Source organism: Desulfovibrio desulfuricans DSM 642, assembly GCF_000420465.1.
Lineage (GTDB): Bacteria > Desulfobacterota > Desulfovibrionia > Desulfovibrionales > Desulfovibrionaceae > Desulfovibrio > Desulfovibrio desulfuricans.
The window spans coordinates 149,804-172,142 of the sequence record NZ_ATUZ01000014.1 but is presented as its reverse complement, the minus strand read 5'-3'; the positions used below and the strand labels follow the sequence as shown (position 1 = coordinate 172,142).

19 protein-coding genes are annotated in these 22,339 nt (G+C 57.4%); 9 read left to right on the top strand and 10 right to left on the bottom strand.

Annotation, left to right across the window (positions count from 1 at the left end; genetic code table 11):
* Positions 1-8: 8 nt before the first annotated feature.
* Positions 9-944 carry a DMT family transporter gene (locus G449_RS16615; protein ID WP_022658969.1) on the bottom strand — a complete coding sequence of 312 codons (936 nt, stop codon included), beginning with the start codon at positions 942-944 and terminating at the stop codon, positions 9-11.
* Positions 945-1,114: 170 nt separating this feature from the next.
* Between G449_RS16615 and G449_RS0108925 the strand changes: the two genes are divergently transcribed.
* The 9 genes from G449_RS0108925 (at position 1,115) to G449_RS0108885 (ending at position 12,455) form a co-directional block, all read left to right on the top strand.
* Positions 1,115-3,946: a response regulator gene (locus tag G449_RS0108925; RefSeq protein ID WP_027180851.1), complete on the top strand. Its 2,832-nt coding sequence runs from the start codon at positions 1,115-1,117 to the stop codon at positions 3,944-3,946.
* Complete coding sequence (locus G449_RS0108920; RefSeq protein WP_022658967.1) at positions 3,943-4,767, top strand: glycosyltransferase family 8 protein; 825 nt, start codon at positions 3,943-3,945, stop codon at positions 4,765-4,767. The genes G449_RS0108925 and G449_RS0108920 overlap by 4 nt, the downstream gene beginning before the upstream one ends.
* Positions 4,768-5,011: 244 nt before the next feature.
* Positions 5,012-5,479 carry a chemotaxis protein CheW gene (locus G449_RS0108915; RefSeq protein WP_027180850.1) on the top strand — a complete coding sequence of 156 codons (468 nt, stop codon included), beginning with the start codon at positions 5,012-5,014 and terminating at the stop codon, positions 5,477-5,479.
* Positions 5,480-5,636: 157 nt separating this feature from the next.
* Positions 5,637-6,776: a DegT/DnrJ/EryC1/StrS family aminotransferase gene (locus G449_RS0108910; RefSeq protein WP_022658965.1), complete on the top strand. Its 1,140-nt coding sequence runs from the start codon at positions 5,637-5,639 to the stop codon at positions 6,774-6,776.
* Between the two features lie 27 nt (positions 6,777-6,803).
* Positions 6,804-7,340, top strand: coding sequence for a GtrA family protein (locus G449_RS0108905; RefSeq protein ID WP_022658964.1), 537 nt, complete (start codon positions 6,804-6,806; stop codon positions 7,338-7,340).
* Entirely contained in the window at positions 7,337-8,311 is a 975-nt protein-coding gene (locus G449_RS0108900; protein WP_022658963.1) for a glycosyltransferase family 2 protein, read from the top strand. Before G449_RS0108905 ends, G449_RS0108900 begins: the two co-directional genes overlap by 4 nt.
* A gap of 173 nt (positions 8,312-8,484) precedes the next feature.
* Positions 8,485-10,125: an L-lactate permease gene (locus G449_RS0108895; RefSeq protein WP_022658962.1), complete on the top strand. Its 1,641-nt coding sequence runs from the start codon at positions 8,485-8,487 to the stop codon at positions 10,123-10,125.
* Between the two features lie 198 nt (positions 10,126-10,323).
* Positions 10,324-12,138 carry a KUP/HAK/KT family potassium transporter gene (locus tag G449_RS0108890; protein ID WP_022658961.1) on the top strand — a complete coding sequence of 605 codons (1,815 nt, stop codon included), beginning with the start codon at positions 10,324-10,326 and terminating at the stop codon, positions 12,136-12,138.
* 41 nt (positions 12,139-12,179) lie between these two features.
* Positions 12,180-12,455: a hypothetical protein gene (locus G449_RS0108885; protein WP_022658960.1), complete on the top strand. Its 276-nt coding sequence runs from the start codon at positions 12,180-12,182 to the stop codon at positions 12,453-12,455.
* A gap of 268 nt (positions 12,456-12,723) precedes the next feature.
* Here G449_RS0108885 and lepA read toward each other — a convergent pair whose 3' ends face one another.
* From lepA to G449_RS0108840, 9 genes are all read right to left on the bottom strand, one after another.
* Positions 12,724-14,529, bottom strand: a complete 1,806-nt coding sequence (lepA, locus tag G449_RS0108880; RefSeq protein ID WP_027180848.1) for a translation elongation factor 4 — start codon at positions 14,527-14,529, stop codon at positions 12,724-12,726.
* Positions 14,530-14,819: 290 nt separating this feature from the next.
* On the bottom strand, positions 14,820-15,221 hold the full coding sequence (locus tag G449_RS0108875; protein WP_022658958.1) for a F0F1 ATP synthase subunit epsilon: 402 nt from the start codon (positions 15,219-15,221) through the stop codon (positions 14,820-14,822).
* Positions 15,222-15,318: 97 nt separating this feature from the next.
* The gene (gene atpD, locus G449_RS0108870) at positions 15,319-16,740 is read right to left on the bottom strand and encodes a F0F1 ATP synthase subunit beta (protein ID WP_022658957.1); all 1,422 of its coding nucleotides are present in this window, start codon (positions 16,738-16,740) and stop codon (positions 15,319-15,321) included.
* 10 nt (positions 16,741-16,750) lie between these two features.
* Complete coding sequence (locus G449_RS0108865; RefSeq protein WP_022658956.1) at positions 16,751-17,635, bottom strand: F0F1 ATP synthase subunit gamma; 885 nt, start codon at positions 17,633-17,635, stop codon at positions 16,751-16,753.
* A 26-nt stretch (positions 17,636-17,661) separates the two neighbouring features.
* The gene (gene atpA, locus G449_RS0108860) at positions 17,662-19,170 is read right to left on the bottom strand and encodes a F0F1 ATP synthase subunit alpha (RefSeq protein ID WP_022658955.1); all 1,509 of its coding nucleotides are present in this window, start codon (positions 19,168-19,170) and stop codon (positions 17,662-17,664) included.
* A 3-nt stretch (positions 19,171-19,173) separates the two neighbouring features.
* The gene (gene atpH, locus G449_RS0108855; protein WP_022658954.1) at positions 19,174-19,725 is read right to left on the bottom strand and encodes an ATP synthase F1 subunit delta; all 552 of its coding nucleotides are present in this window, start codon (positions 19,723-19,725) and stop codon (positions 19,174-19,176) included.
* Positions 19,722-20,303: a F0F1 ATP synthase subunit B gene (locus tag G449_RS0108850; protein WP_022658953.1), complete on the bottom strand. Its 582-nt coding sequence runs from the start codon at positions 20,301-20,303 to the stop codon at positions 19,722-19,724. The genes atpH and G449_RS0108850 overlap by 4 nt, the downstream gene beginning before the upstream one ends.
* Before the next feature lie 106 nt (positions 20,304-20,409).
* A complete protein-coding gene (locus G449_RS0108845; RefSeq protein WP_022658952.1) occupies positions 20,410-20,829 on the bottom strand; it encodes a F0F1 ATP synthase subunit B in 420 nt (139 codons plus the stop codon).
* A gap of 426 nt (positions 20,830-21,255) precedes the next feature.
* Positions 21,256-22,326 carry a glycosyltransferase gene (locus G449_RS0108840; protein ID WP_108702570.1) on the bottom strand — a complete coding sequence of 357 codons (1,071 nt, stop codon included), beginning with the start codon at positions 22,324-22,326 and terminating at the stop codon, positions 21,256-21,258.
* Between the last annotated feature and the right edge of the window lie 13 nt (positions 22,327-22,339).

Here is a 22,339-nt window from a genome sequence, read left to right as displayed (position 1 = left end):
AGAAAAAATCATACTGTCGGTTTTTGGGCCAGGGCGTTGCGGCTTATTCCCCGCCATTGGCTCAGCAGTACGCCAAGCACGATAAGCAAGGCCCCGCCATATTGCGCTGGGGGGAGCTTCTCGCCCAGCAGGGCGACGCCGAAGAGCAGGGCAAAAACAGGTATGAGATTGGTGTAGGCGGCGGCGCGACCAGCAGAAAGGCGCTTAACGCCAAAATTGTACAGGCCGTATCCTGCAAAGGTCACAATGCCGCCCAGATAGAACACGCAGGCCCATGGAACCCAGGCTGGAAAATCCCTGCCAAGGCTGATGAGCGTATCTGATTCCGGCACCACAAGAGCCAGCAGACAAAAAAAGATCATGCCCACAAAGGCCTGAACAGCGGTGATGCACAGGGCGCTGTACACTGTTGAAAGGTGGCGGGCCAGCACGGTATATCCGGCGGCGCAGCACATGGCGATACCCTCAAGAATGTTGCCCATCAGGGGATTGGCTGCTTTTTCGTCCGGAACCGCGGCAAGGGTGAGCCACGTGACGCCGCAAACAGCCAGCAAAAAACCCAGCCACATACGCAGGCCCGCGTGTTCGCGCAGGGCGACAAAGGCTGCTGCCGCCACCAGAAGCGGCAGCAGGGATGTTATCATGCCCGCCTGCGAAGCCGTGGTCAGGCGCAGCGCATGGGTTTCAAACAGAAAAAAGAGGCAGGGTTCGCACAGGGCCATGAGCGTCAGCGTTCCCAGATTGCCGTGTTCCTTGAGTTCGCGCCAGAGGCGCGGCCACAGGGGCAAAAAAACAATGCAGGCCACAAGCATGCGCCCGGCCATGGTTTGCAGGGGGGTCAGGGCTGTCAGGGCGATGCGCAGCACGACAAAGGTGGAGCCCCAAAAGGCCATGGCTGTCAGCAAGGCCGCGTGAGGCAATAAATTCCGGGCGGTGGGGGACATGAGGATTTTCAGTTTCTCCAGAATGGTCGCGGATGATTTTTGCGGCAGCCTATGGTAAGAATGCCAATACTTCAAGGTATGAGGCCATCCGGCAATCGCACGGGGGTGCCTGCCTGTCCGGGTTCAAGCTTGACGAAAGGCACTGTCCGCTGCCTGCGGGAGCAAGAAGCATGAGCATCAGAACCATCATCAAAACTTCCAACCTCGCGCAGTTGCTGCTTCTTCTTCTGCTTGGGCTTTGCCTGGTCTCTCTGGGGCGTGGCCTGAATGAGGGCCGGAGGGTAATCGAAAACTATTACAGGCTTGATTCCCTCCTGGTGGATGTGGAAACCAATACCCGCCAGAGTTACGAAGAAGCCCACGCCTTTATTTTTACGGGCAATCCAGAGCGTTATGCCAAGTGGCAGATGCTGAATCAGGATCGCGTCCACGAGACGCAGGACGCCGCCGGGCACGAGGGAACCTTTGAGCATATTGCCCGCAATCTCAATGTGACGGGAAGTCTGCAAGGGCAGGTTCAGACGCTTCTTGCCCAGCGCAGGCACCTCGACAGTCTGCTTGATACCGCCGTGAACATGGCTGTGGGCAATAGCGGGCCGCCCCTGTGGGACAGGGACGGGCTTGATCTGAAAGGCGCGCAGAGCTGGGTGGACAGGGTCAATCTGGACAGTGAAGCGCAGCAGGTTCTTTTCAGCGCGCAGGCTCTGCGCGAAGTGCAGTACCGCAGCTTTCTGGAGCAGGTGAGCAAGCAGGAGTCTCCGCTTATCCAGATGGTCTGGGCCATGTTTTTTGCCTTGCTGGCCCTGGGGGCCAGCGCGGTTGCCAATATCTATATTTTCCAGAAGAGGGTCGCCAAGCCGCTGGGCGAGGTCAGCCAGTATGCGGAAGACGTGGCGGCGGGCGAGGATCCCGAACCCTTGAAGCTCAAGTACCGGGATGAACTGGCCGTCATGTTCGCCTCCCTGCAACGCATGAAGGGAACGCTGTTCTCCCGTATCCGCGAACTGAAAGAAGCCGAAAGGCGTGCTCGCAAAAGCAAGCAGCAGGCCGTGCTTGCCCGTGCACAGGCCTTGTCGTCACTGGAACTCGCCCAAAGGGCCTCACACGTGCAGGAAGATTTTTTACGCCGTATGAGCCACGAAATCCGCACGCCCCTCAATGCCATCATCGGCATGAGCTATCTAAGCCTGCAAGCGGGCCTCAGTGGCGTGCAGCGCGATTATCTATCCCAGATCAACAAGTCGGGCAGCCTGCTGCTGGACATGGTCAACAGGATTCTTGATTTTTCAAGTGCAAACGAGGGCTTGCTGCGCCGGGAAAACCGGGCATTTCAGTTGCCCCGCCTGCTGGAGCTGTTGCGGCAAAGCGTGGCGGGCAGCGCCCTTGAAAAACAGTTGGAGCTAATGTTTACACTTGATCCGGCTGTGCCGGTGGTTGTGGAAGGTGACGAACGGCATCTGGAAGAAGTGTTGCGCATCCTGCTGGACAATGCGGTCAAGTATACCCGCACTGGCTCCGTAGAATGCAGTGTGCAGCTTGCCCACGGCGGTCTGGAAGATGGCGGATGCCGTCTGCTCTTTGTGGTGGCCGACAGCGGCCCCGGCATGGATGCTGTTCTTAAGGACAAGCTTTTTGAGCCCTTTGCTCTGGGCGATGAGTCGCTGACGCGATCAAACAGCGGCCTTGGCCTTGGGCTTGCGCTGGCCCGGCAACTGGTCAACCTCATGGGCGGCGAGCTTTCTGTGGCAAGCGCACCCGGCAAGGGGAGCCGCTTTTTCTTTGAATTGGGCTTCGGCTGGGTCCAACAGGGCGAAGCCATTACGGAAACAACCTCTGCGCAGGAAGAAGCCGCCGCCGTTGTGGACAGTGCCCTTGGCGTTGCGACCACGTCGCACCGTACGGTGCTTGTGGTGGAAGATAATGATATCAACGCCCAGATCGCCAGCGAGCTGCTGACCCAGGCCGGGCTTGACGTGCGTGTGGCCTCCAACGGTCTTGCGGCTGTTGAAGAAGTGCGCGGCGGCGGCATTGACCTTGTGCTCATGGATGTGCAGATGCCCGTAATGGACGGCCTTCAAGCCACCATGCGAATCCGCGCGCTGGGTTTTTCACCTGCGGGCCTGCCCATTCTTGCCATGACTGCCCATGCCGATGCCGCTTCCCGTCTGGAAGGCAAGAACGTGGGCATGAACGACTATCTCACCAAGCCGGTTGATCCTGCCGCCCTGTATGCCGCTCTTCAAACGTGGCTTCCGGGCGGATTGCAGTCCAATCCGCTGGCCGCGGATGTTGGCCCGGATGTTATTTCTGCCGCAGCAGACGGGGAAAACCGTGTTCAGGAGGGCGAGGAACGGCTTTCGCTGGACGTTATGCGCGATCCTGCCCAAGCCTCTTCAGTGCCGGAGGGGCAGGCGGTCAATGTGGAGGCTGGCCTTGCAACCGTAGGCGGCAACCGCGAATTGTACCGTGAACTGCTGCTGCGTTTTGTGGATCACTACGGCGAAAGCGCCAGAGAGCTGCGCGGGCTGCTTGCCTGCGGCGATCTGCGTGGCGCGGCCCGTCTGGCGCATACAGTTAAGGGCGTTGCCGCCAACCTTGGTGTGGAGCGGGTATGCCGCCTTACGCGGCACATGGAAAACTCTTTGCCCCTTATTCCGCCGAGCGAAGAACTGATGGACGAGTTTGAAGCGTGCATGAACGAGGTGCTGCTGCGTGTGCGCTGTCTTGAAGGCGATGGGAGCATGGCCACAGCTGGCACCATGCACCTGGAAGGGGAGCACCGGGACAACCTGCTGGCTCTGCTTGCCGAACTGCCCGAACTGACGGAAACGGACTGGGGCAATGCGGAAAGCGCCCTTGAACGGTTTATGCCTCTTGTGAACGGCACCCCTTATGCAGAAGATCTGACCGCCATTCTTGCCTCGGTAAAAGACTTTGACAATGCGGCACTCCAGGGTCAGGCGGCAGCCCTGCAACGGCGTTTGCGCGGAGAAAGCCTGTGAAGACCGTTTTTTGCCTTGACGACAAGATCAAGTACCTGACCCTGCTCAAGGTGGCGGTGCGGTCGTTGCGCGCAGTTCAGGGCAAGGACGCCCCCTGCCTCTGCGTCTACGCCGGAAATGATGCGGCCTTGCTGGCAGAACTTGCTGCGGAAAATATCCCTGTTGCGCGCTATACGCCGCGCCTTGACCCAAGCGGTTTCACGCCTCTGGGACAGGCCTGCGCCGGATGCTTTCTCAAGCTTGAGCTGGCCCTTGTGCCCGAGCTTGCCCAGGACGACCGTGTGCTTTACTGCGATACGGATGTGCTTTTTTATCGTCCTCTGGACGAACTTTTTGCACAACATCCGCCCTACGTGGGTATGGCAAGGGAATACACAGCTCCATTTTATCACCAGCACCAGCAGCTTTTTTATGAATACAGGGGCGAACGGTATACCGTCCCCATGCCTTTTCCCATCTGGACATATTCCAGCGGAGTGGCGCTGTTCAATCTTGAGCGGCTGCGCAAGCGCGACCTGATAGGACACTTCATGGCTTTTTGCCGGGAAAACGAATCGCGTATCGGCAACCTTGATCAGTCGCTGGTGAATTATTTTTTTGGCAAGCGCATTACGCGGCTGGATGATTGCTGGAACAGCCCCCCCTATAGAGAGGAATGCAGGGATGAAGCGCGGATAGTGCATTTTCACGGCCCCAAGCCATGGGCATATAAACGAACCAACCTGCCTGACCTGTGCATCAATCACTATGACTACATGCGGGGAATCTGGATGGAATACCTGAATCCCCAGGAACGCACACTGGTGGAAAGCTGGGCGTAACCCGGCCCGAAAGTATTGTTTTTGTCACCCACTCTGAAGTATTCTCAGCTCTGTCCGATAAGGTTGAAACCGGGGCCTGAACGCTCCAGTTAGCGGGGTCGATCCCGGCGCAGATTGCAGCGGATTGCATATGACGGATTGCCGCAAAAGCGGCGATTCATGGGCGGAAAACGCCCGCTTATACCATGGAGGCCATCCCATGACGGATACAATGGACGCGGCGCAGGCGACTAGGCAGGACGTGCTGCAAGGTTCCGGGCAGGAACATGAGGGCGATCTGCTCCAACTGGTGACGTTCCGCATTGGCGAAGAAGAGTTCGGGGTGGACATCCTTTCCGTTCAGGAAATCATCCGTCTCATGCAGATCACCATGGTACCCCATGCCGCAGCCTTTATTGAAGGCGTCATCAATCTGCGCGGCAAGGTTATTCCGGTCGTCAACATGCGTACGCGCTTCAGCATGCCCGCCCTGGAGCACGATGGCAACACGCGCATTGTTGTAATGGAATTTAACCAGAAGATAGTGGGTTTTCTGGTGGACGGCGTGTCCGAAGTGCTGCGCATTCCCGCCTCCACTGTGGAGCCCGCGCCACCGGTGGTTTGCGGTATCGGCTCCGAGTATATCCGGGGCGTGGGCAAGCTTGAAGACCGCCTGCTCATTCTGCTTGACCTCGACACGTTATTGAGCGACATGAACGCCGATGCGGGTTAGCATGGCGGCCAGGCGCGCACTACTGATTCCGTGCGGACGGCGGACTTTTTAAAGCCCGGCGTCCTGCGGTGTTTTGAGTGAACGACGCGCAGCCTGAAGCCTTCGCCAGCCGGAGCGGCACAGCCGCTACGGTTATGCCGCCGCAGCAGGAGGCCTTATGTCCATGCGTCTTTCCCGCTCCATTGTGGGTGAAGCTGAAGCCCGCGCCGTAAGCCGTGTTATTACTGAAGACGGCTACCTCGGCATGGGCAACGAAGTGCGTCTTTTTGAAGAAGAAGTCGCCCGCTACCTCGGCGTTAAGCCCAGTCAGGTTATTTCCGTAAATACAGGTACTGCGGCCCTGCATCTGGCTGTGGATGGCGTTGCCGCCCAGTGCCGCGTAGACGGCAAGCCGGAAGTTCTGGTTCCTTCCCTTACCTTTGTGGCGTCTTTTCAGGCCATTACCGCCGCGGGCTGCAAGCCTGTGGCCTGCGACGTGCTGCCCGAAACCGGCACCATCGACCTTGCCGATGCCGAACGCCGCCTGACCCCCCGCACCATTGCCATCATGCCCGTGCACTATGCCAGCAATCCCTGGCATATTGACGCCATATACGATTTTGCCCGTGCAAAGGGCTTGCGCGTGGTGGAAGACGCCGCCCACGCCTTTGGCTGCAAAAGCAGGGGACGCATGATCGGCAGCTTTGGCGACATGGTCTGCTTCAGCTTTGACGGCATCAAGAATATCACCTGCGGTGAGGGCGGCTGCCTGGTGGCCTTTGATGAGGCCGCCGGAAATCTGGCCTCTGACGCCCGGCTGCTTTCTGTAGCCAACGATGCAAAACAGCGGTTTGCCGGGGCGCGTTCGTGGGATCCCGATGTGACCCGTCAGGGCTGGCGCTATCACATGAGCAATATCATGGCCGCCATCGGGCGGGTACAGCTTGGGCGGCTTGAATCGGAATTTATTCCGGCACGCCGAATGCTTACAGCCATTTATGAACAGCGCCTCGCCAACGTGGAGGGCCTTGCCCTGCTGGCCACTGATCCGCAGGACTTTGTGGTGCGCCATATCATGCCCGTGCGTGTGTTGGGTGGCCGCAAAGATGCCGTTAAGGAATTTATGGCGGCACGCGATATCCCCACCGGCGTGCATTACAAACCCAACCACCTGCTTAGCTGCTTTGGCGGGGGCGCGGAGTCGCTGCCCGTGACGGAACAGCTCTATGGCGAACTTGTGACCCTGCCCCTGCACCCCGGCCTCAGCGCCGAAGATGTGGAGAGCGTGTGCGACGCGCTTGTTGCCGCACTCAAGTAGCGCTCGCCAGTGCGCAGGAGATTTGCCGTGGTTAGCGGCTGGCAGGCTGTGCCGGGCTTCAGATGGCTGGTGGATCTGGTGCGCGGGCTTTTGGCCCGGCGCTGGGTGCGCTTTGGCATTGTGGGCGGCGCGGCTTCCGTAAGCTACTTTCTGCTGGGGCTGTTGTTCGTCAACGTGGCAGGTTTGCCCACGCTGGCGGGCAACGCCCTGGCCTATACGCTCAGTTTTATTGTTTCCTATCTTGGGCAATGCCTGTGGACGTTCCGCGCCGCGGATTCCGCCGCAGGCATTGCCAGCCACCGCACCATGCTGCCGCGCTTTGCGGCTACCCAGGCTGTGGGTCTGTGCTGCAATTCGGCCATTGTCTGGCTGCTGGTGCGGCTTGGAATTCCTTATGCCTGGGCCATGCCCGTTGCTGTTCTGACCGTGCCTCTCATGGTTTATGCGCTGTGCAAGGTCTGGGTATTCAGAACGCAGGCTTCATTCGCTGCCGCCGGGGCAGGGCAAAGCCCGGCGCAACAGACATCCACCCCCCCCACCGCGCGCAATGAGGATAAAGCATGAACGCCCCCGCAGTTTCGGTCATCATGAATTGCCTGAACAGTTCCCGCGATCTGCGCGAAGCCATGGACAGCCTCATGGCCCAGACATTCACGGATTTTGAGGTTGTTTTCTGGGACAACTGCTCAACGGACGAAAGCCCCGCCATTGCCAAAAGCTATGGCGAAAAGGTGCGCTACTTCCGGGGAGAGAGCATTGTGCCTCTGGGCGAGGGGCGCAATCTGGCCCTGGCGCAGGCCCGTGGGCGGTATCTGGCCTTTCTTGACTGCGATGACGTGTGGCGGCCTACCAAGCTGGAACGCCAGGTGGCCCTGTTTGAAGCCAATCCGCGTGTGGGTCTGGTGTGCACGGACACGGAAATTTTTGACGGCAAGCGTGTGTTCAAGAGGCTTTTTGCCGAAACGTCCCCTGCGCGGGGCATGGCCTTTGCCGCATTGATGGAACGCCAGTGGATTTCCATGTCGTCGGCCATGGTCAGCCGCGAGGCGCTGGCAAGCCTTTCGCCCGATAAAACACCATCGGGTGAAGGGCGCAACGGGGGGTGGTTTGACCAGAGCCTCAACGTGTGCGAGGAGGCCGATGTTTTTTACCGCATTGCCCACGACTGGGAGCTGGACTTTGTGGATGAGCCTCTGACCCTTTGGCGGGTGCATGGGGGCAACACGACCTTTCGCAAATTTGGCCAGTTTGCTGATGAAACTTTGCGTATCCTTGAGAAACACCGGGTGTTGTACCCTGGCTATGATCAGGAATATTCAGGTCTTGTCACAATGATGACCCGCAGGGCGGGTTTTCAGAAAGCTGTTGCCCTGTGGCGCGAAGGGCACAACGCCGCCGCCCGGGAGGCCATAAGACCCTGGCGGCACAGCGGGCGCAAATTCAGGATTTTCTGGTGGGCAAGTTATCTGCCAGGATTTTTTTTTGACGTGGCCGCCCGCCTGTATTTCGCGCTGCCAGCCAATTTGCGACAATAGCAGTAAGTTTTGTCTCGACTTGGATAGGGAAACATATTGTATTTTTTGCTGAAAGATTATATTCGCACTCAAAGGTCTTATTGGGGGGAAAGAGGTAGCATTTCTGGGTCGCACGGAAGGGACTCGCTCTGCTCAAGCCCCCTAGCAACACATAACAGTTGAGGGTCTGTTATATGGCTTGGACACAAGTGTATGATCCGGTTGGTGGAGCTGTAGTTTCCGCCCTGCTGGCAGGTATCCCCCTGATCAGCCTTTTTTACATGCTGGCCGTGCGTCGTGCTAAGGGGCATTACGCTGCGGTTCTCGCTGTGGCACTTTCTTTCGTTCTGGCGGTTGCTGTGTGGGGCATGCCGTTCGGAACAGCGCTGGGCGCATTTAGCTACGGCGCAGCCTTTGGTCTCTTCCCCATCATCTGGATCGTTATTACGGCGGTCTGGGTGTACAACATGACTGTGGAGTCGGGCGAATTTGAATACATCAAAGAATCGCTCGCGCGTCTGACAGACGACCGCCGTTTGCAGGCTATCTTTATCGCCTTTGCCTTTGGTTCCTTCATTGAAGGTACCGCTGGCTTCGGCACCCCTGTGGCGATCACCGCCGCCATGCTGGTGGGCCTGGGCTTCCGCCCCCTGTACGCCGCTGGTATCTGTCTGATTGCCAACACCGCGCCCGTGGCCTTTGGTGCCATTGGTATCCCGATCATCGTTGGCGCCCAGGTTTCCGGCATTCCCGAAATGCACGTGAGCCAGATCGTGGGCCGTCAGCTGCCTTTCCTGTCCATTCTGGTGCCCCTGTGGCTCTGCGTGGTCATGTGCGGCTTCAAGCGCGCCATGGAAGTGCTGCCCGCCATCATCGTGGCTGGCGTGAGCTTCGCCGGTTCGCAGTTCCTGTTCTCCAACTACCATGGCGCTACGCTGCCCGATATCATGTCGGCTCTTATCACCATCATCGCCATGGTGCTGTTGCTGCGCGTGTGGAAGCCCAAGACCGTGTGGCGCTTTGAGGGTGAAAAGGAAACCGTGCTGAGCGGTGCTGCCCCTTCAACGGGTATCGTGCTTCGCGCGTGGCTGCCTTACATCGTTCTGGCCGTCATGGTGTTCTTGTGGGGCCTGCCCCAGTTCAAGAACATGCTGAACGCCGTGCCCGGTTCGGTGCTCAAGTTCTCCTGGCCCGCTCTTGACGGCATGGTTCACAAGGCTGCTCCCATTCTGGCCGCTGGCAAGGATCCCAACTACCCCGCAGTGTTCACGTTCAACTGGCTCTCCGCTGGTGGTACGGCCATTCTGCTGGCTGGTTTCTTCTCCGTGCCTTTCATGCCTGGTTATTCGTTTGGCAAGGCCGTCAGCTGCCTGTTCCGTACCGTTCATCAGCTGCGCTTCCCCATCCTGACCATCGCCATGATCCTGGGCCTGGCTTACCTCATGAACTTCTCGGGCATGAGTTCCACCCTGGGTATCGCCTTTACCCTGACTGGCCCGTTGTTCCCGCTCTTCTCGCCCATTCTGGGCTGGCTGGGCGTGTTCCTGACCGGTTCGGACACTTCTTCCAATGCCCTGTTCTGCGGTATGCAGCGCTCCACGGCTGAAGTGGTGGGCATGGATCCGGCTCTGGCCGTTGCCGCCAACTCGTCCGGTGGTGTTACCGGTAAGATGATTTCGCCCCAGTCCATCAGTGTGGCAACTGCTGCCACCAATCTGGTTGGTCATGAAGGCGACCTCTTCCGGTTTACGCTTGGGCACAGCTTGGCCATGACGGCCTTTATCTGCGTGCTCACCTACTTGCAGTCTAACGTGCTGCATTGGATGCTGCCGTAAACTTGGTTTTCCTTCCGTAATCTGGCGCCGCCCCGCAAGGGGCGGCGTTTTTGCGTTTATGGGCAGCGGCCGCGTTGGTGTGGCGCAGAGGCACTATCCGTCAGAGAACCTGCAAATCCTTAAGGACCGTGCATTCCAGGCTGTCTTGCCAGCCGCTCGTGTCTGCTTTATGGTGCGCTGCAATGCTTGGAGGACCACATGGATTCGCAGCAGATAACGTTTTCTTCAATCGTCAAGTCGCTGGGCCTTGTGTTTGGCGATATCGGCACAAGCCCCATATATACGCTGGCAGTCATATTCATGCTGACCGAGCGCACAGAAGACCATTTTATCGGCATTCTTTCGCTGGTTATCTGGACTTTGCTGCTGCTCGTAACCGTGGGATACGCGTGGTTGGCCATGAGCCTGAGCAAGGGCGGCGAGGGCGGCACCATTGTGCTGCTTTCCATCCTGCGGCCCTTGCTGCGTTCTGGCAGAAAAATCGGCTTTGCTTCGGTTATGGCTTTTGTGGGTGTTTCACTGCTCATTGGCGACGGGGTCATTACCCCGGCCATTTCCATCCTTTCAGCGGTGGAAGGCCTGACCCTTGTGCCAGGCCTTGAGCAAACCCCTAAAGTTGCGATTATTTCCGTTGCCCTGGTCTTTACGACGGTGCTTTTTGCCGTGCAGAAAAAAGGCAGTGGCGCGGTGTCTGGCGTGTTTGGCCCGATCATGGCGCTGTGGTTCGGCGTGCTGGCTGTTTCAGGCATAGCCTCCATTACGCAGACGCCTCAGGTGGTCAAGGCGCTGAACCCCATGTATGCCATCGATTTTATGGTGCACAACGGTATTGCGAGCTTTTTTGTGCTGTCTGAGGTTATTTTGTGCGCCACAGGCGGCGAGGCTCTCTATGCGGATATGGGGCACATGGGGCGTAAACCCATTATTGCGGCATGGGGCATTGTTTTTGTGGCTCTGGTAGCCAGTTATATGGGGCAGACCTCGTTTCTTATCCGCAATCCTGATGCCGGGAACGTGCTGTTTGAATTGATCAACAGCCAGGCCAGACATCTGTATGTTCCATTCCTGATACTCAGCCTCATGGCCACGGTTATTGCCTCGCAAGCCCTCATAAGCGGCTTGTTTTCCATCATGTATCAGTGCATGGCAACTCACATCATGCCCTTGTTCAAGGTAGACTTTACCTCAAAAGAGTTGCACTCGCAGATATATATCAATTCAGTAAACTGGGCTTTGTATGTGGCAGTGGTGCTCGCCATCTGTGGATTTGGCGAATCCCACAAGCTTGCTGCGGCTTATGGCCTTGCAGTTACAGGTACCATGTCCATAACGGCCTCATTCATGGTATGGATTTTTCATTTACAGGGGCGGCACTTCAATTCCGTCATTGCGGCCATTGTCTGTGTGCTTGATTTTATCTATCTCTTTGCCAATTTTCATAAATTCCCGCACGGCGGGTACTGGTCCATTCTCATTTCCCTTATTCCTCTTACTGTTATTCTTATCTATACCCGTGGGCAGAGGGCTGCGTATCAACGCATGCGCCCCATGGGCAAGGAGCAGTTTCTGGAAAAATTTGCCGAAGAGCGGGCCAGGGGCTGCGCCATACGCGGTACAGCCATATTTTTTCTGCGCAGTCTGGACAAGGTTTCGCCATACATAGTCAAGACCATGTTCAGCAATGGCATCATTTATGAGCAGAACATCATGCTTTGCATCGGGCGCACCAATGAGCCCATTGGCGTGACATGGCATTTTGATGAGGACCCCGCTGAGGGTATTCGTGTCTTTGAAGTTGCTGCAGGTTATATGGAGGTAGTCGATATCTACCACATATTGTCTGAGGCTGGCATCAAGCCGCGCGTCATTTTTTATGGTGTGGAAGACATCCTCACCAGTTCGCCCTTGTGGCGCATTTACGCCATCATCAAAAAACTGGCGCCATCGTTCGTGCAGTTTTACAAAATGCCGGTGCATGCCGTGCATGGGGTTATCAGCCGAATAGACATGTAGCTGGGCGCTTTGCCCAAGCATGGCACAAGGGAGGCTCCGTCATGCAGAAACATTCATTTGTTGGCAGATGCTTGCTTGCACTGTGCCTGGCGGCAGGCGTCCTGGCTTGCGGCTGCACCCCTCGTGAGCGGCCTCCCCTGACATTTGATGACCAGCAGGCCTTGGCGGCCAATCAGCAATGCCGGGCAGAAGCCACACAGATGAACAATGAGTGGCGGGGCGATACCAGCTATTTTCCCTGGCGTGCCTACTACGACATGTGCATGAAGCGCTTTGAAATCAGTGATACGGAAATGCGCAAACTGCGCCTGCCGTAATCACGCCTGCCTCAAGACAGCCATGCAAGCACAGCAAGGCTTGCGTTGCTGCGCCACTCGACCAAAGTGGTGAGAGACAAAACCGTGGCCCTGGCTTGCCCTGTGAGCAGATTTTTTTAATTTTTGATAGAATGGATGCGCGTTGGCGCAACCGTACTTTGACAGGCCATTTGCGGGCCAGATTGGGTGTAAAGCCTGAGGGGCATGCTACGATGTAAAAAAGAAGGGTGACTCAAGCGAGCCACCCTTCTTTTTTACATCTTCAGGTCTATTCGTCGCCCACTTTGAGGGCAGCCAGAAACGCTTCCTGTGGTAACTCAACGTTGCCCATGCGCTTCATGCGCTTTTTGCCTTCCTTCTGCTTTTCAAGCAGCTTGCGTTTACGCGTGATGTCGCCGCCATAGCACTTGGCCGTAACGTCCTTGCGGAAGGCGGACACGGTTTCGCGGGCAATGATCTTCTGCCCGATGGCTGCCTGAATGGCCACCTGGAAAAGCTGGCGGGGAATGCTGCGCTTGAGCTTGAGCGCCAATCCGCGTCCGTAGGTATATGCGCGGTCGCGGTGAACAATGACGGCAAGAGCATCAACGGTTTCACCATTGAGCATGATATCAAGGCGCACGAGGTCAGATTCGCGGTAGTCCAGCGGATGGTAATCCATGGAGGCGTAACCGCGCGTGGCAGACTTGAGCCGGTCGAAAAAGTCGTAAACAATTTCTGCAAACGGCAACTCATAGGTGACAACCACGCGGTTGGTGGCCAGATAGTGCAGATTTTTCTGCATGCCACGCTTTTCCTCGCACAGCTTCATGACGTTGCCCACGTAATCGTTGGGCACGTGGATGTCCATGTTCACATACGGCTCATAAAGGGTGCGGATCTTGGTGGGGTCTGGCAGGTGGCTGGGGTTGTCGATCTGCAAAGTTTTGCCATCGTTTGTGTCCACCTTGTAGACCACAGAAGGCGCGGTGGCGATGAGGCTGACCTCAAATTCGCGTTCCAGCCGTTCCTGAATGATCTCCATGTGCAGCAGGCCAAGAAAGCCGCAACGGAACCCAAAACCCAGCGCCTGAGATGTTTCCGGCTCAAAGGAAAAAGCCGCATCGTTGAGCTGAAGTTTTTCAAGGGCGGTTTTGAGGTTTTCGTACTCGTCGGATTCTGTGGGGTACAGACCGCAGAAAACCATGGGTTTTACTTCCGTAAAGCCGGGAACAGGTGTTGTGGCAGGGTTTTCCACCAGTGTGATGGTGTCGCCAACGCGCGCATCGCCAAGCTCCTTGATGGAGCCGCACATGAAACCCACCTCGCCAGCGTGAAGTTCGTTCACATCCGTGGCTTCAGGGGAGAATACGCCAAGGCGTAGCACTTCATATTCCTTGCCGGTGCTCATCAGGCGCACCATGTCGTTACGCTTGATGGCACCATCCATAATGCGGAACAGGATAACCACGCCCTGATAGCTGTCGTACCACGAATCGAATATGAGCGCTTTGAGAGGGCCCGCCACATCGCCCTTTGGCGCGGGGAGGCGGTGCACAATGGCTTCAAGAACAGCATCAACGCCCATACCCGTTTTGGCAGAAACAGGCATTGCCTCGGAGCAGTCAAGGCCGATGCTTTCTTCAATTTCAGCCTTCACGCGGTCAACTTCGGCACTGGGCAGGTCGATCTTATTGAGTACGGGCACGATTTCGTGGTCATGATCCAGCGCAAGGTAAACGTTGGCAAGCGTTTGCGCTTCTACTCCCTGAGTGGCATCAACCACCAGCAGCGCACCCTCGCAGGCAGCCAGGGAGCGCGAAACTTCATAGTTGAAGTCCACATGCCCAGGGGTATCAATGAGATTGAGTTCGTACACCTGCCCGTTTTTGGCTTTGTAAGGAATACGCACGGATTGGGCCTTGATGGTGATGCCCCGTTCCCGTTCCAGGTCCATTTTATCCAGATACTGCTGGCGCGCCTCCCGCTTGCTGACAACCTGGGTCAGCTCAAGAATGCGGTCGGCCAGGGTGGATTTGCCGTGGTCGATGTGGGCGATAATGCAAAAATTGCGGATATTTTCCTGGTTGGGCATGGTCATGTCCTGGGAAACTGGATGGGTTGGCGGCGAATTTTCCGCGTTGAACCAGAATCAATATCCAAGATTCGTGCGGAAGTCTATTTTTGCAAGCCGTGAATTCTTGGCAGAATGCCTATTTCAGCCTGAATACCCGTAAAAGGTCACGCTAGGTAGATGAAAATGGCGGAGTGGAGGCGCTTGCGGGTACAACCGGCCGGGCGTATGAAATTTTGGAAAAAAGCAAAGCCGCAACAGCGCGGAGATTTCCACGCTGCTGCGGCCCCACAAATCTGAAAATTGGTAGCTCAGCGGAGCTGGGCCAGTTGCAAGCGCACAACTGCGCGTTGCAGAGCGGCTTCAGCGCGGACAATGTCCACCTTTTCGTCATGGCTGGCAATGCGCTTTTCAGCGCGTTCCTTGGCTGCCATGGCGCGAGCGGTGTCAATGCTGTCCGCCAGCTCTGCCGATTCGGCCAGCACTGTGAGCACATCGTTGTTCACATCGGCGAAACCGCCGGAGATGAAAACGTGCCCATCTTTGCCGTCAGCGCGGTAGCGCAGGCCGCCGATCTTCAGGGCAGAAAGCAGGGAAACGTGCTTGGGCAGCACGCCGAATTCGCCCTCAATTCCCGGGCAGACGGCCATTTCCACTTCGCCGCTGACCACGGTTTTGTCCGGCGTAACCACTTCAAGTTGCAGCGTGCCCATAGGTACTCCTTCGCTCCTGATATACGCAGATGGCCGGGTTCGGGTCGCGCCTTGTGCAAGGCGCGACCCAGAACCTCAAAGCGTTGCGATTAACGCCTTACTTCTCTTCCTGCAGCTTGCGCTGTTCGTACTTGGCAACGGCCTGTTCAATGCCGCCCAGCATGTAGAAGTCGCCTTCCGCCATGTGGTCGTATGCGCCGTCCAGAATGCCCTTGAAGCCCTTGATGGTGTCTTCAAGCTTCACATACTGGCCAGGGGTGCCGGTGAAGGTTTCGGCCACGTGGAAGGGCTGCGAGAGGAAGCGCTGAATGCGGCGCGCACGCGCAACGGTCAGCTTGTCTTCGTCAGACAGTTCGTCCATGCCGAGGATGGCGATGATGTCCTGAAGTTCTTTGTACTTCTGAAGCACCATCTGCACACGACGGGCCACCATGTAGTGATCATCGCCCACAACGTTGGGGTCGAGGATGCGCGAGGTGGAGTCGAGCGGGTCCACGGCGGGGTAGATGCCAAGTTCTGCGATCTGGCGGGAAAGCACGAGCGTTCCGTCCAAGTGCGAGAACGTGGTGGCCGGGGCCGGGTCGGTCAAGTCGTCAGCAGGGACGTAAACGGCCTGCACCGACGTGATCGAACCGTTGTTGGTCGAGGTGATGCGTTCCTGCAAGGAGCCAAGGTCAGTACCCAGGGTGGGCTGATAACCCACGGCCGAGGGCATGCGGCCAAGCAGAGCGGACACTTCGGAACCAGCCTGCGTGAAACGGAAGATGTTGTCGATGAAGAGCAACACGTCCTGATGTTCTTCATCACGGAAGTATTCCGCGCAGGCAAGGGCCGTAAGGGCCACGCGGGCACGGGCTCCCGGAGGTTCGTTCATCTGACCGTACACAAGCGTGGCGCGTTCCAGAACGCCTGCGTCCTTGAGTTCGTGGTACAAGTCGTTGCCTTCACGGGTGCGTTCACCCACGCCCGCGAAAACCGACGAACCGCCGTGCTGCTTGGCGATGTTGTTGATCATCTCCATCAGAATAACGGTCTTGCCCACGCCGGCGCCGCCGAAGAGGCCCATCTTGCCGCCCTTGGGGAAGGGAACAAGAAGGTCAACGACCTTGATGCCGGTTTCAAGCAGTTCCACCTTGGTGTTCAGATCCGTGAATTTAGGAGCCGGACGGTGGATGGGATAGTATTTTTCAGCATTGACCGGGCCCAGTTCGTCAACGGGGCGACCGATGACGTTCAGGATACGGCCAACGGCGGCCTTGCCAACAGGAACCATGATGGGGTTCCCGGTGTCGACCGCGTCCATGCCGCGGACAAGGCCTTCAGTGGCGTCCATGGCGATGGTACGGACGACGTTGTCGCCCAGGTGCTGCGCAACCTCACAGATGAGGCTGGGAGCATCGCTATTGTTCGGGTTGGTTATCTCCAGGGCGGTGAAGATACTCGGCAGGTTGCCGTCGCTGAACTCTACGTCCACCACGGCGCCGATAACCTGAACGACTTTACCGATGTTTTTGCTCATGTTTGGCTCCTTAACCCTTCAGCGCTTCAGCGCCGCCGACGATGTCGATGAGGTCGCTGGTGATGGAAGCCTGCCGCGTCTTGTTATAGAGCCGCGTCAGCATGTTGATCATCTCGTTGCAGTTACGGGTGGCGTTGTCCATGGCAGCCATGCGGGCGGCGTGCTCGCTGGCCGAGGTGTCCAACATGCCACGGTAAACCTGCACCTTGACGTAGCGGGGCAAAAGCTCCGCCAACAGCTTTTCTTCCTGCGGCTCGTACACGTATTCGCAACGGGGCGTTCCGGCCACTTCTGCCACTTCTTCAGCTTCCGGCGTTTGCAACGGCAGAAGGCGAAGGGTGCGGGGCGGCTGGCTGCCCATGGATACGAACTCGCCGTAGATCAGCCACACTTCGTCGAATGCGAAGGTTTCGTAGCCGTAAATGACTTCCTGCGCCACAGTGCTGGCGAGAGCGAAGTCTATGCTACCCATGCGGTCGCCATAGGCAGTGAAGATCTTGTGCCCGGCAGAACGAACGGCGTCGCGGCCCTTACGTCCCACACAGGCAAAGCTGATCTCCATTCCTGCCCCGGCTTTTTCCTTCGCCAGCCGCAGAGCAGTGGCGATGATGTTGCCGTTAAAGCTGCCGCACAGGCCACGGTCGGATGTAACCAGCACAATGGCGCAGTGTTTCTTTTCCTCATGCTCTGCCAGCAGGGGGTGGGCATTGCCCTCCACTTTGCTCGACAGTTCGGCGAGCACGTCGCGGTATTTGGCCGCGTACGGCCTGAAGCGCTCGATGCGGGTCTGGGCGCCGCGCAGTTTCGCCGAGGCCACCATGTTCATGGCCTTGGTGATCTGCTTGGTCTTACCGACCCCCACGATCTTCATTTTTACGTCTTTGAGTGAAGGCATGCTTATCTCCCGTATGGAGGGGGCCCCTAGGCCTTCCAGCCCTGCTTGAAGGCGGTAATGGCCTCGGTGAGCGCTTTTTCCACAGCCTCGTCAATGACTTTCTTATCCTTAATGGCGTCAAGCACGTCTTTACGCGTATCCCGCATAAAGGTGAGCATGTCGTCTTCAAACTTACGGATCTGATCCACCGGCACGTCATCCATGTGACCACGGGTAGCGGCGTAGATGGAGGCGACCTGCTCATGCGAGGGCATGGGCTTGTACTGGGGCTGCTTGAGCAGTTCCACCAGACGTGCACCACGATCAAGCTTGGCCTTGGTGCCCTTGTCCAGATCAGAACCGAACTGGGCAAAAGCCGCAAGTTCGCGATACTGGGCAAGGTCAAGACGCATGGTACCGGCAACCTGCTTCATGGCCTTGATCTGCGCTGCGCCACCCACGCGGGAAACCGAAAGGCCCACGTTAATGGCCGGACGCACACCGGCGTTGAAGAGGTTGGGTTCCAGGTACACCTGACCATCGGTGATGGAAATCACGTTGGTGGGGATGTACGCGGAAACGTCGCCCGCCTGGGTTTCAATGATGGGCAGAGCCGTCAAAGAACCGGCACCAAGGCTATCGTTCACCTTCGCGGCGCGTTCAAGCAAACGCGAGTGGAGGTAGAACACGTCGCCGGGGAAAGCTTCACGTCCCGGGGGGCGACGGAGCAGCAGCGACATCTGGCGATAAGCCACGGCCTGCTTGGAAAGGTCATCGTAAATGATGAGGGCGTGCTTGCCGTTGTTGCGGTAGAACTCGGCCATTGCGCAGCCGGTGTACGCCGCAATGTACTGCAAGGGCGCGGGATCGGACGCCGTGGCTGAAATGATGGTGGTGTATTCCATCGCGCCGTGACGGCGCAAAGTGTCGGCCACCAGAGCCACGGACGACTTCTTCTGGCCGATGGCCACGTAGAAGCAGTGAATGTCCGTTTCTTTCTGCGCCAGAATGGCGTCAACGCAAACAGCGGTCTTACCGGTCTGGCGGTCGCCAATGATAAGTTCGCGCTGTCCGCGGCCAATGGGCGTCATTGCGTCAATGGCCTTGAGGCCAGTTGGCATGGGCTCATGCACGCTCTTACGCGCGATGATGCCAGGGGCCTTGATTTCCACCGGGCGCAATTCTGTTGCCTCGATGGGGCCAAGGCCGTCGATGGGCTCACCCAGGGGGTTGAGCACACGACCCATAACGCCGTCGCCCACAGGCACGGAGAAGATCTTGCCGGTACGCTTGACCGGGTCGCCTTCCTTGATGCCCACGTCCGAACCGAGCAGGGCCACGCCTACGTTGTCTTCTTCGAGGTTGAGCACCATGCCCATGATGCCGCCGGGGAATTCCAGCAGTTCCATGGACATCGCGTTCTTGACCCCGTAGACACGGGCGATACCGTCACCGACATAGAGTACGGTGCCAGTTTCGCTCATTTCAACGCGCTGCTCGTAGTTTTGGATTTGATCCTCAATGATCTTGCTTATCTCTTCCGCTTTGATCTGCATGTGCTATTCACCCCTCTTGAATGTCTCCCGAAGGATTCCCAACTGCGCGCGCAGACTTGCGTCCAGCACCCGGTCACCCATTTTGAGCACCATACCCCCTAGTATGTCTTTGTCCACGGCAAAGGTCAGCTCAATATCGGTGCCCGCTTTCTGTTGCAAGGTATCCTTGAGCTTAGACTTTTTGTCTGCGGAAAGTTGTACTGCGGTTATGCATTGACCGCGGATGATACCCTTGGCCTCGTCCAGCAGTTTGCCGTACCAAGCTGCAATTTCGCTCAGAAAGGCAAGCCTTTCCTTATCTGCAAGCAGAAAGCAAAAATTGCGCATGGTTTGGTCAGCCTTGAGCTTGGTCAGCAGTTTGTCGAGAACTGCCTTCTTTTCGCTTACGCCGATAACAGGGCTTTTCAAGGTAAGGTCAAGCCCAGGCGCGGCGACAAGCATTTCACCAAGAGACGCCAGGCAATCGCCACGCGAACTCAGGGCTGCATCCCCATCCTTTTTGCCAAGCGCAAAAATTGCGTTGGCATACCTGCGTGCAACCACGGTGTTAATCAATGGAGCACCACCTTGTTAAGGGAGTTGGCGATAAGCTTGTCGTGCTCGGCCGCATTGAGCTTGGAGCTCAGAGCTTTCTCGGCGGCGTTCACGATCTCATCGGCAATGGAGGCGCGCACTTCAGCAAAGATCGCGCGGCCTTCATTTTCCGCCGTAAGGCGCGCCTGCTCCACAATCTGAGCGGCCTGGCGGTGAGCCTCTTCCACAATGCCCTGCTTGAGGGCTTCGGCCTGCTGGCGGCTCTCGGCCAAGATGGCCTCGCGTTCAGCATTAAGGTTGGCAATGCGGGTCTCTACCGAGGCCAGCTGCTCCTTGGCCGTCTTGCGACGTTCGTCAAGATCGTCCAGCGCATTCTTGATGCCTTCGCGGCGGTTCTTAAAGAAACGCTTGGCCAGCCCGCCAACGAAGTACCAGAGGATGCCGGCAAAAATTACGAAGTTGAGCACGCGCCAGCCGAAGTCGCCCCAACGCGGCGCTGCATGCCCTTCAGAAGCCAAGGCTCCCGCAGGAAGGACCACCAGCGCGGCAAAGGCAATAACGAGCGGCAGGATAAACCCCGCGTGTTTCCATCTGCTCAAAGCCCACCCCCTCTGTTCGATAATACCGATTCGAAAACAGTTCCCAATGAAGCCGCAACGCGAACGTTGCGGAACGGCCCGCAAAGGCCTGAGTCAGCGCCGCTTGCTAGCCCTTGATGAGGCGGTCGGCCAGACGGGTGGAAAATTCACCCACCTGCTTGCGCAACGCAGCAAGGGTTTCCGCAGCCTGTGCCTGCAGCGAGGCGCGGGTTTCAGCCAGAATATCACGGGCGCTTTGCTGAGCTTCGCCCACCATTTTCTGCTGTTCGGCCACGCCTGCGGCACGGCCAGCCTCACGGTTGCTGCCTGCGTCCTGACGGGCGCGGGCCAGTTCGGCCTCATAGTTGGTGAGCCGTTCGCCAGCCTGATACTCGAAAGAACCGGCTTCCTCGGCCATATCATCCATGACGCCGTTGCGCTTTTTGATGATTTCGCGGATGGGGCGAATCAGGAGGATGTTAAGCACATAAATGGCGATAAAGAAGTTCGCCAGCTGAAAAAGAAGAGTGACGTTTAGGTCCAGCATGCCGCATCCTCCATGTGAATTGCGGATTGAAGGAGTTGAAAATACATAAAGCCCTTGCAAGATATCTGCTCAGCCCTGTTATGTCAAAGGGTATTGGTGACAAATTTCGCAAACTCCGCAATTTTTTTTTCACAAGCCTTGTGCTCAAAGCTGCGGGCAGTGTAAAACAGTCTTTATGACGGTTGTTTTGGTCTACTGCATCAACTCTATGCTGTCTGTGCGTCAATATTGGCTGTTTAAACAAACAAATAAAGTGCTCGACTGGTTGTGGCAGCACGTGAAGCAGAGAATTGTGTAATAAAGTATATTGCAGTTGCAGTATTGCAGTGGGGAGTGCGCGCTACTGAGTGAAAAGCGCTTGCGCAGAAAGACACAAACAAATGTTAAACCAGATTTAACAGGTCTGCATTATTAAAAAAGGATGCATTAAACCAGGAGCCAATCCTGTTGCTCATAACCTGCCTGCGAGAGCCACTGGCCTGCCTCTTCTGCTGCGCCGTGGGCCGTCAGGGCATTGAGAACGCTGCATTGCCCGGGTTTGGGCAGGGCACAGCGCCCCAGAACAGGAACGCCGTTTACGCGGTTGCCTATCTTCCTGGGATCTATATCGATATAAGCGGCAGGTCTTGGGCCAAGTGCCCACAAAGGGGCCAGCCGTTGCCGGGCAACACGCCCGCCGCCGATTACCCAAACATGGGGATGAAAGGGGTTGTGTTTCTCAAGCCAGCGAGCCAGCCACAGTGCCCGCAGCCTGTCGCAGGCGGTGCGCGCGTATCTGCTGTCTGCCCGGGTGGCGCGGGTGGGGGCATCATTCCATACCAGCATTTTCTGCGGCAGCTTTTCCATTATCGCGCCGTTGTGGAGCCAGCGCAGCCAGATCTCCCAGTCTTCAGCAAAGTCGCCGTCACGGTACGCGCCCCATTTGTCTACGCATTCCCTGCGAAACATGACCGAGGGATGACACAAGGGCGTATCGCGAAAACGTGCGCGGCTGATCTGGTCATGTGTAAGCAGGCTGTTCTGCCAGTCCACAAAGTGGGCAAAGCCGTGTGCTGTTGCGCGATCTCCGCCAAAAGCCACGCAGGTTGCCGATACGCTGAGTTGCGGATTGTTGAAAAGATGAGCCGTCTGCGTGGCAATGCGCAAGGGATTCGCCGTATCGTCCGCATCCATGCGCGCTACAAACGCGCCGCGCGCCGCAGCAAGCCCTGCGTTAAGCGCCGCCACAATGCCGCCGTGGGGCAGGTGCAGCGCCTGCAATCTGTGCCCGCAACGAGCGGGGTTTGCCCAGTATTCCAGAAGCTCGTGGGTGTCATCGGTGGATCCGTCGTCAGCAACAATAATTTCAAATTCAGGTAAGGGCGCGCCAGGGGCGGGGCGCTGCCCAAGCAGGCTTTGCAGGGTTGCGCCCAGCGTGCGGGCCGCATTCCACGCTGGCAGCACCACAGATACAAGCGGGGCGGGCAACTGAGATGAAATGTGATTAGTAGCAGCCATGGAAGGCAAGCAA

What these genes read in the sequence shown, in the direction of transcription:
- G449_RS16615 (WP_022658969.1), bottom strand. Translation starts at nt 944, where the DNA reads ATGTCCCCCACCGCCCGGAATTTATTGCCTCACGCGGCCTTGCTGACA.
- G449_RS0108925 (WP_027180851.1), top strand. Translation starts at nt 1,115, where the DNA reads ATGAGCATCAGAACCATCATCAAAACTTCCAACCTCGCGCAGTTGCTG.
- G449_RS0108910 (WP_022658965.1), top strand. Translation starts at nt 5,637, where the DNA reads ATGTCCATGCGTCTTTCCCGCTCCATTGTGGGTGAAGCTGAAGCCCGC.
- G449_RS0108900 (WP_022658963.1), top strand. Translation starts at nt 7,337, where the DNA reads ATGAACGCCCCCGCAGTTTCGGTCATCATGAATTGCCTGAACAGTTCC.
- G449_RS0108895 (WP_022658962.1), top strand. Translation starts at nt 8,485, where the DNA reads ATGGCTTGGACACAAGTGTATGATCCGGTTGGTGGAGCTGTAGTTTCC.
- G449_RS0108890 (WP_022658961.1), top strand. Translation starts at nt 10,324, where the DNA reads ATGGATTCGCAGCAGATAACGTTTTCTTCAATCGTCAAGTCGCTGGGC.
- G449_RS0108885 (WP_022658960.1), top strand. Translation starts at nt 12,180, where the DNA reads ATGCAGAAACATTCATTTGTTGGCAGATGCTTGCTTGCACTGTGCCTG.
- lepA (WP_027180848.1), bottom strand. Translation starts at nt 14,529, where the DNA reads ATGCCCAACCAGGAAAATATCCGCAATTTTTGCATTATCGCCCACATC.
- G449_RS0108875 (WP_022658958.1), bottom strand. Translation starts at nt 15,221, where the DNA reads ATGGGCACGCTGCAACTTGAAGTGGTTACGCCGGACAAAACCGTGGTC.
- atpD (WP_022658957.1), bottom strand. Translation starts at nt 16,740, where the DNA reads ATGAGCAAAAACATCGGTAAAGTCGTTCAGGTTATCGGCGCCGTGGTG.
- G449_RS0108865 (WP_022658956.1), bottom strand. Translation starts at nt 17,635, where the DNA reads ATGCCTTCACTCAAAGACGTAAAAATGAAGATCGTGGGGGTCGGTAAG.
- atpA (WP_022658955.1), bottom strand. Translation starts at nt 19,170, where the DNA reads ATGCAGATCAAAGCGGAAGAGATAAGCAAGATCATTGAGGATCAAATC.
- G449_RS0108845 (WP_022658952.1), bottom strand. Translation starts at nt 20,829, where the DNA reads ATGCTGGACCTAAACGTCACTCTTCTTTTTCAGCTGGCGAACTTCTTT.
- G449_RS0108840 (WP_108702570.1), bottom strand. Translation starts at nt 22,326, where the DNA reads ATGGCTGCTACTAATCACATTTCATCTCAGTTGCCCGCCCCGCTTGTA.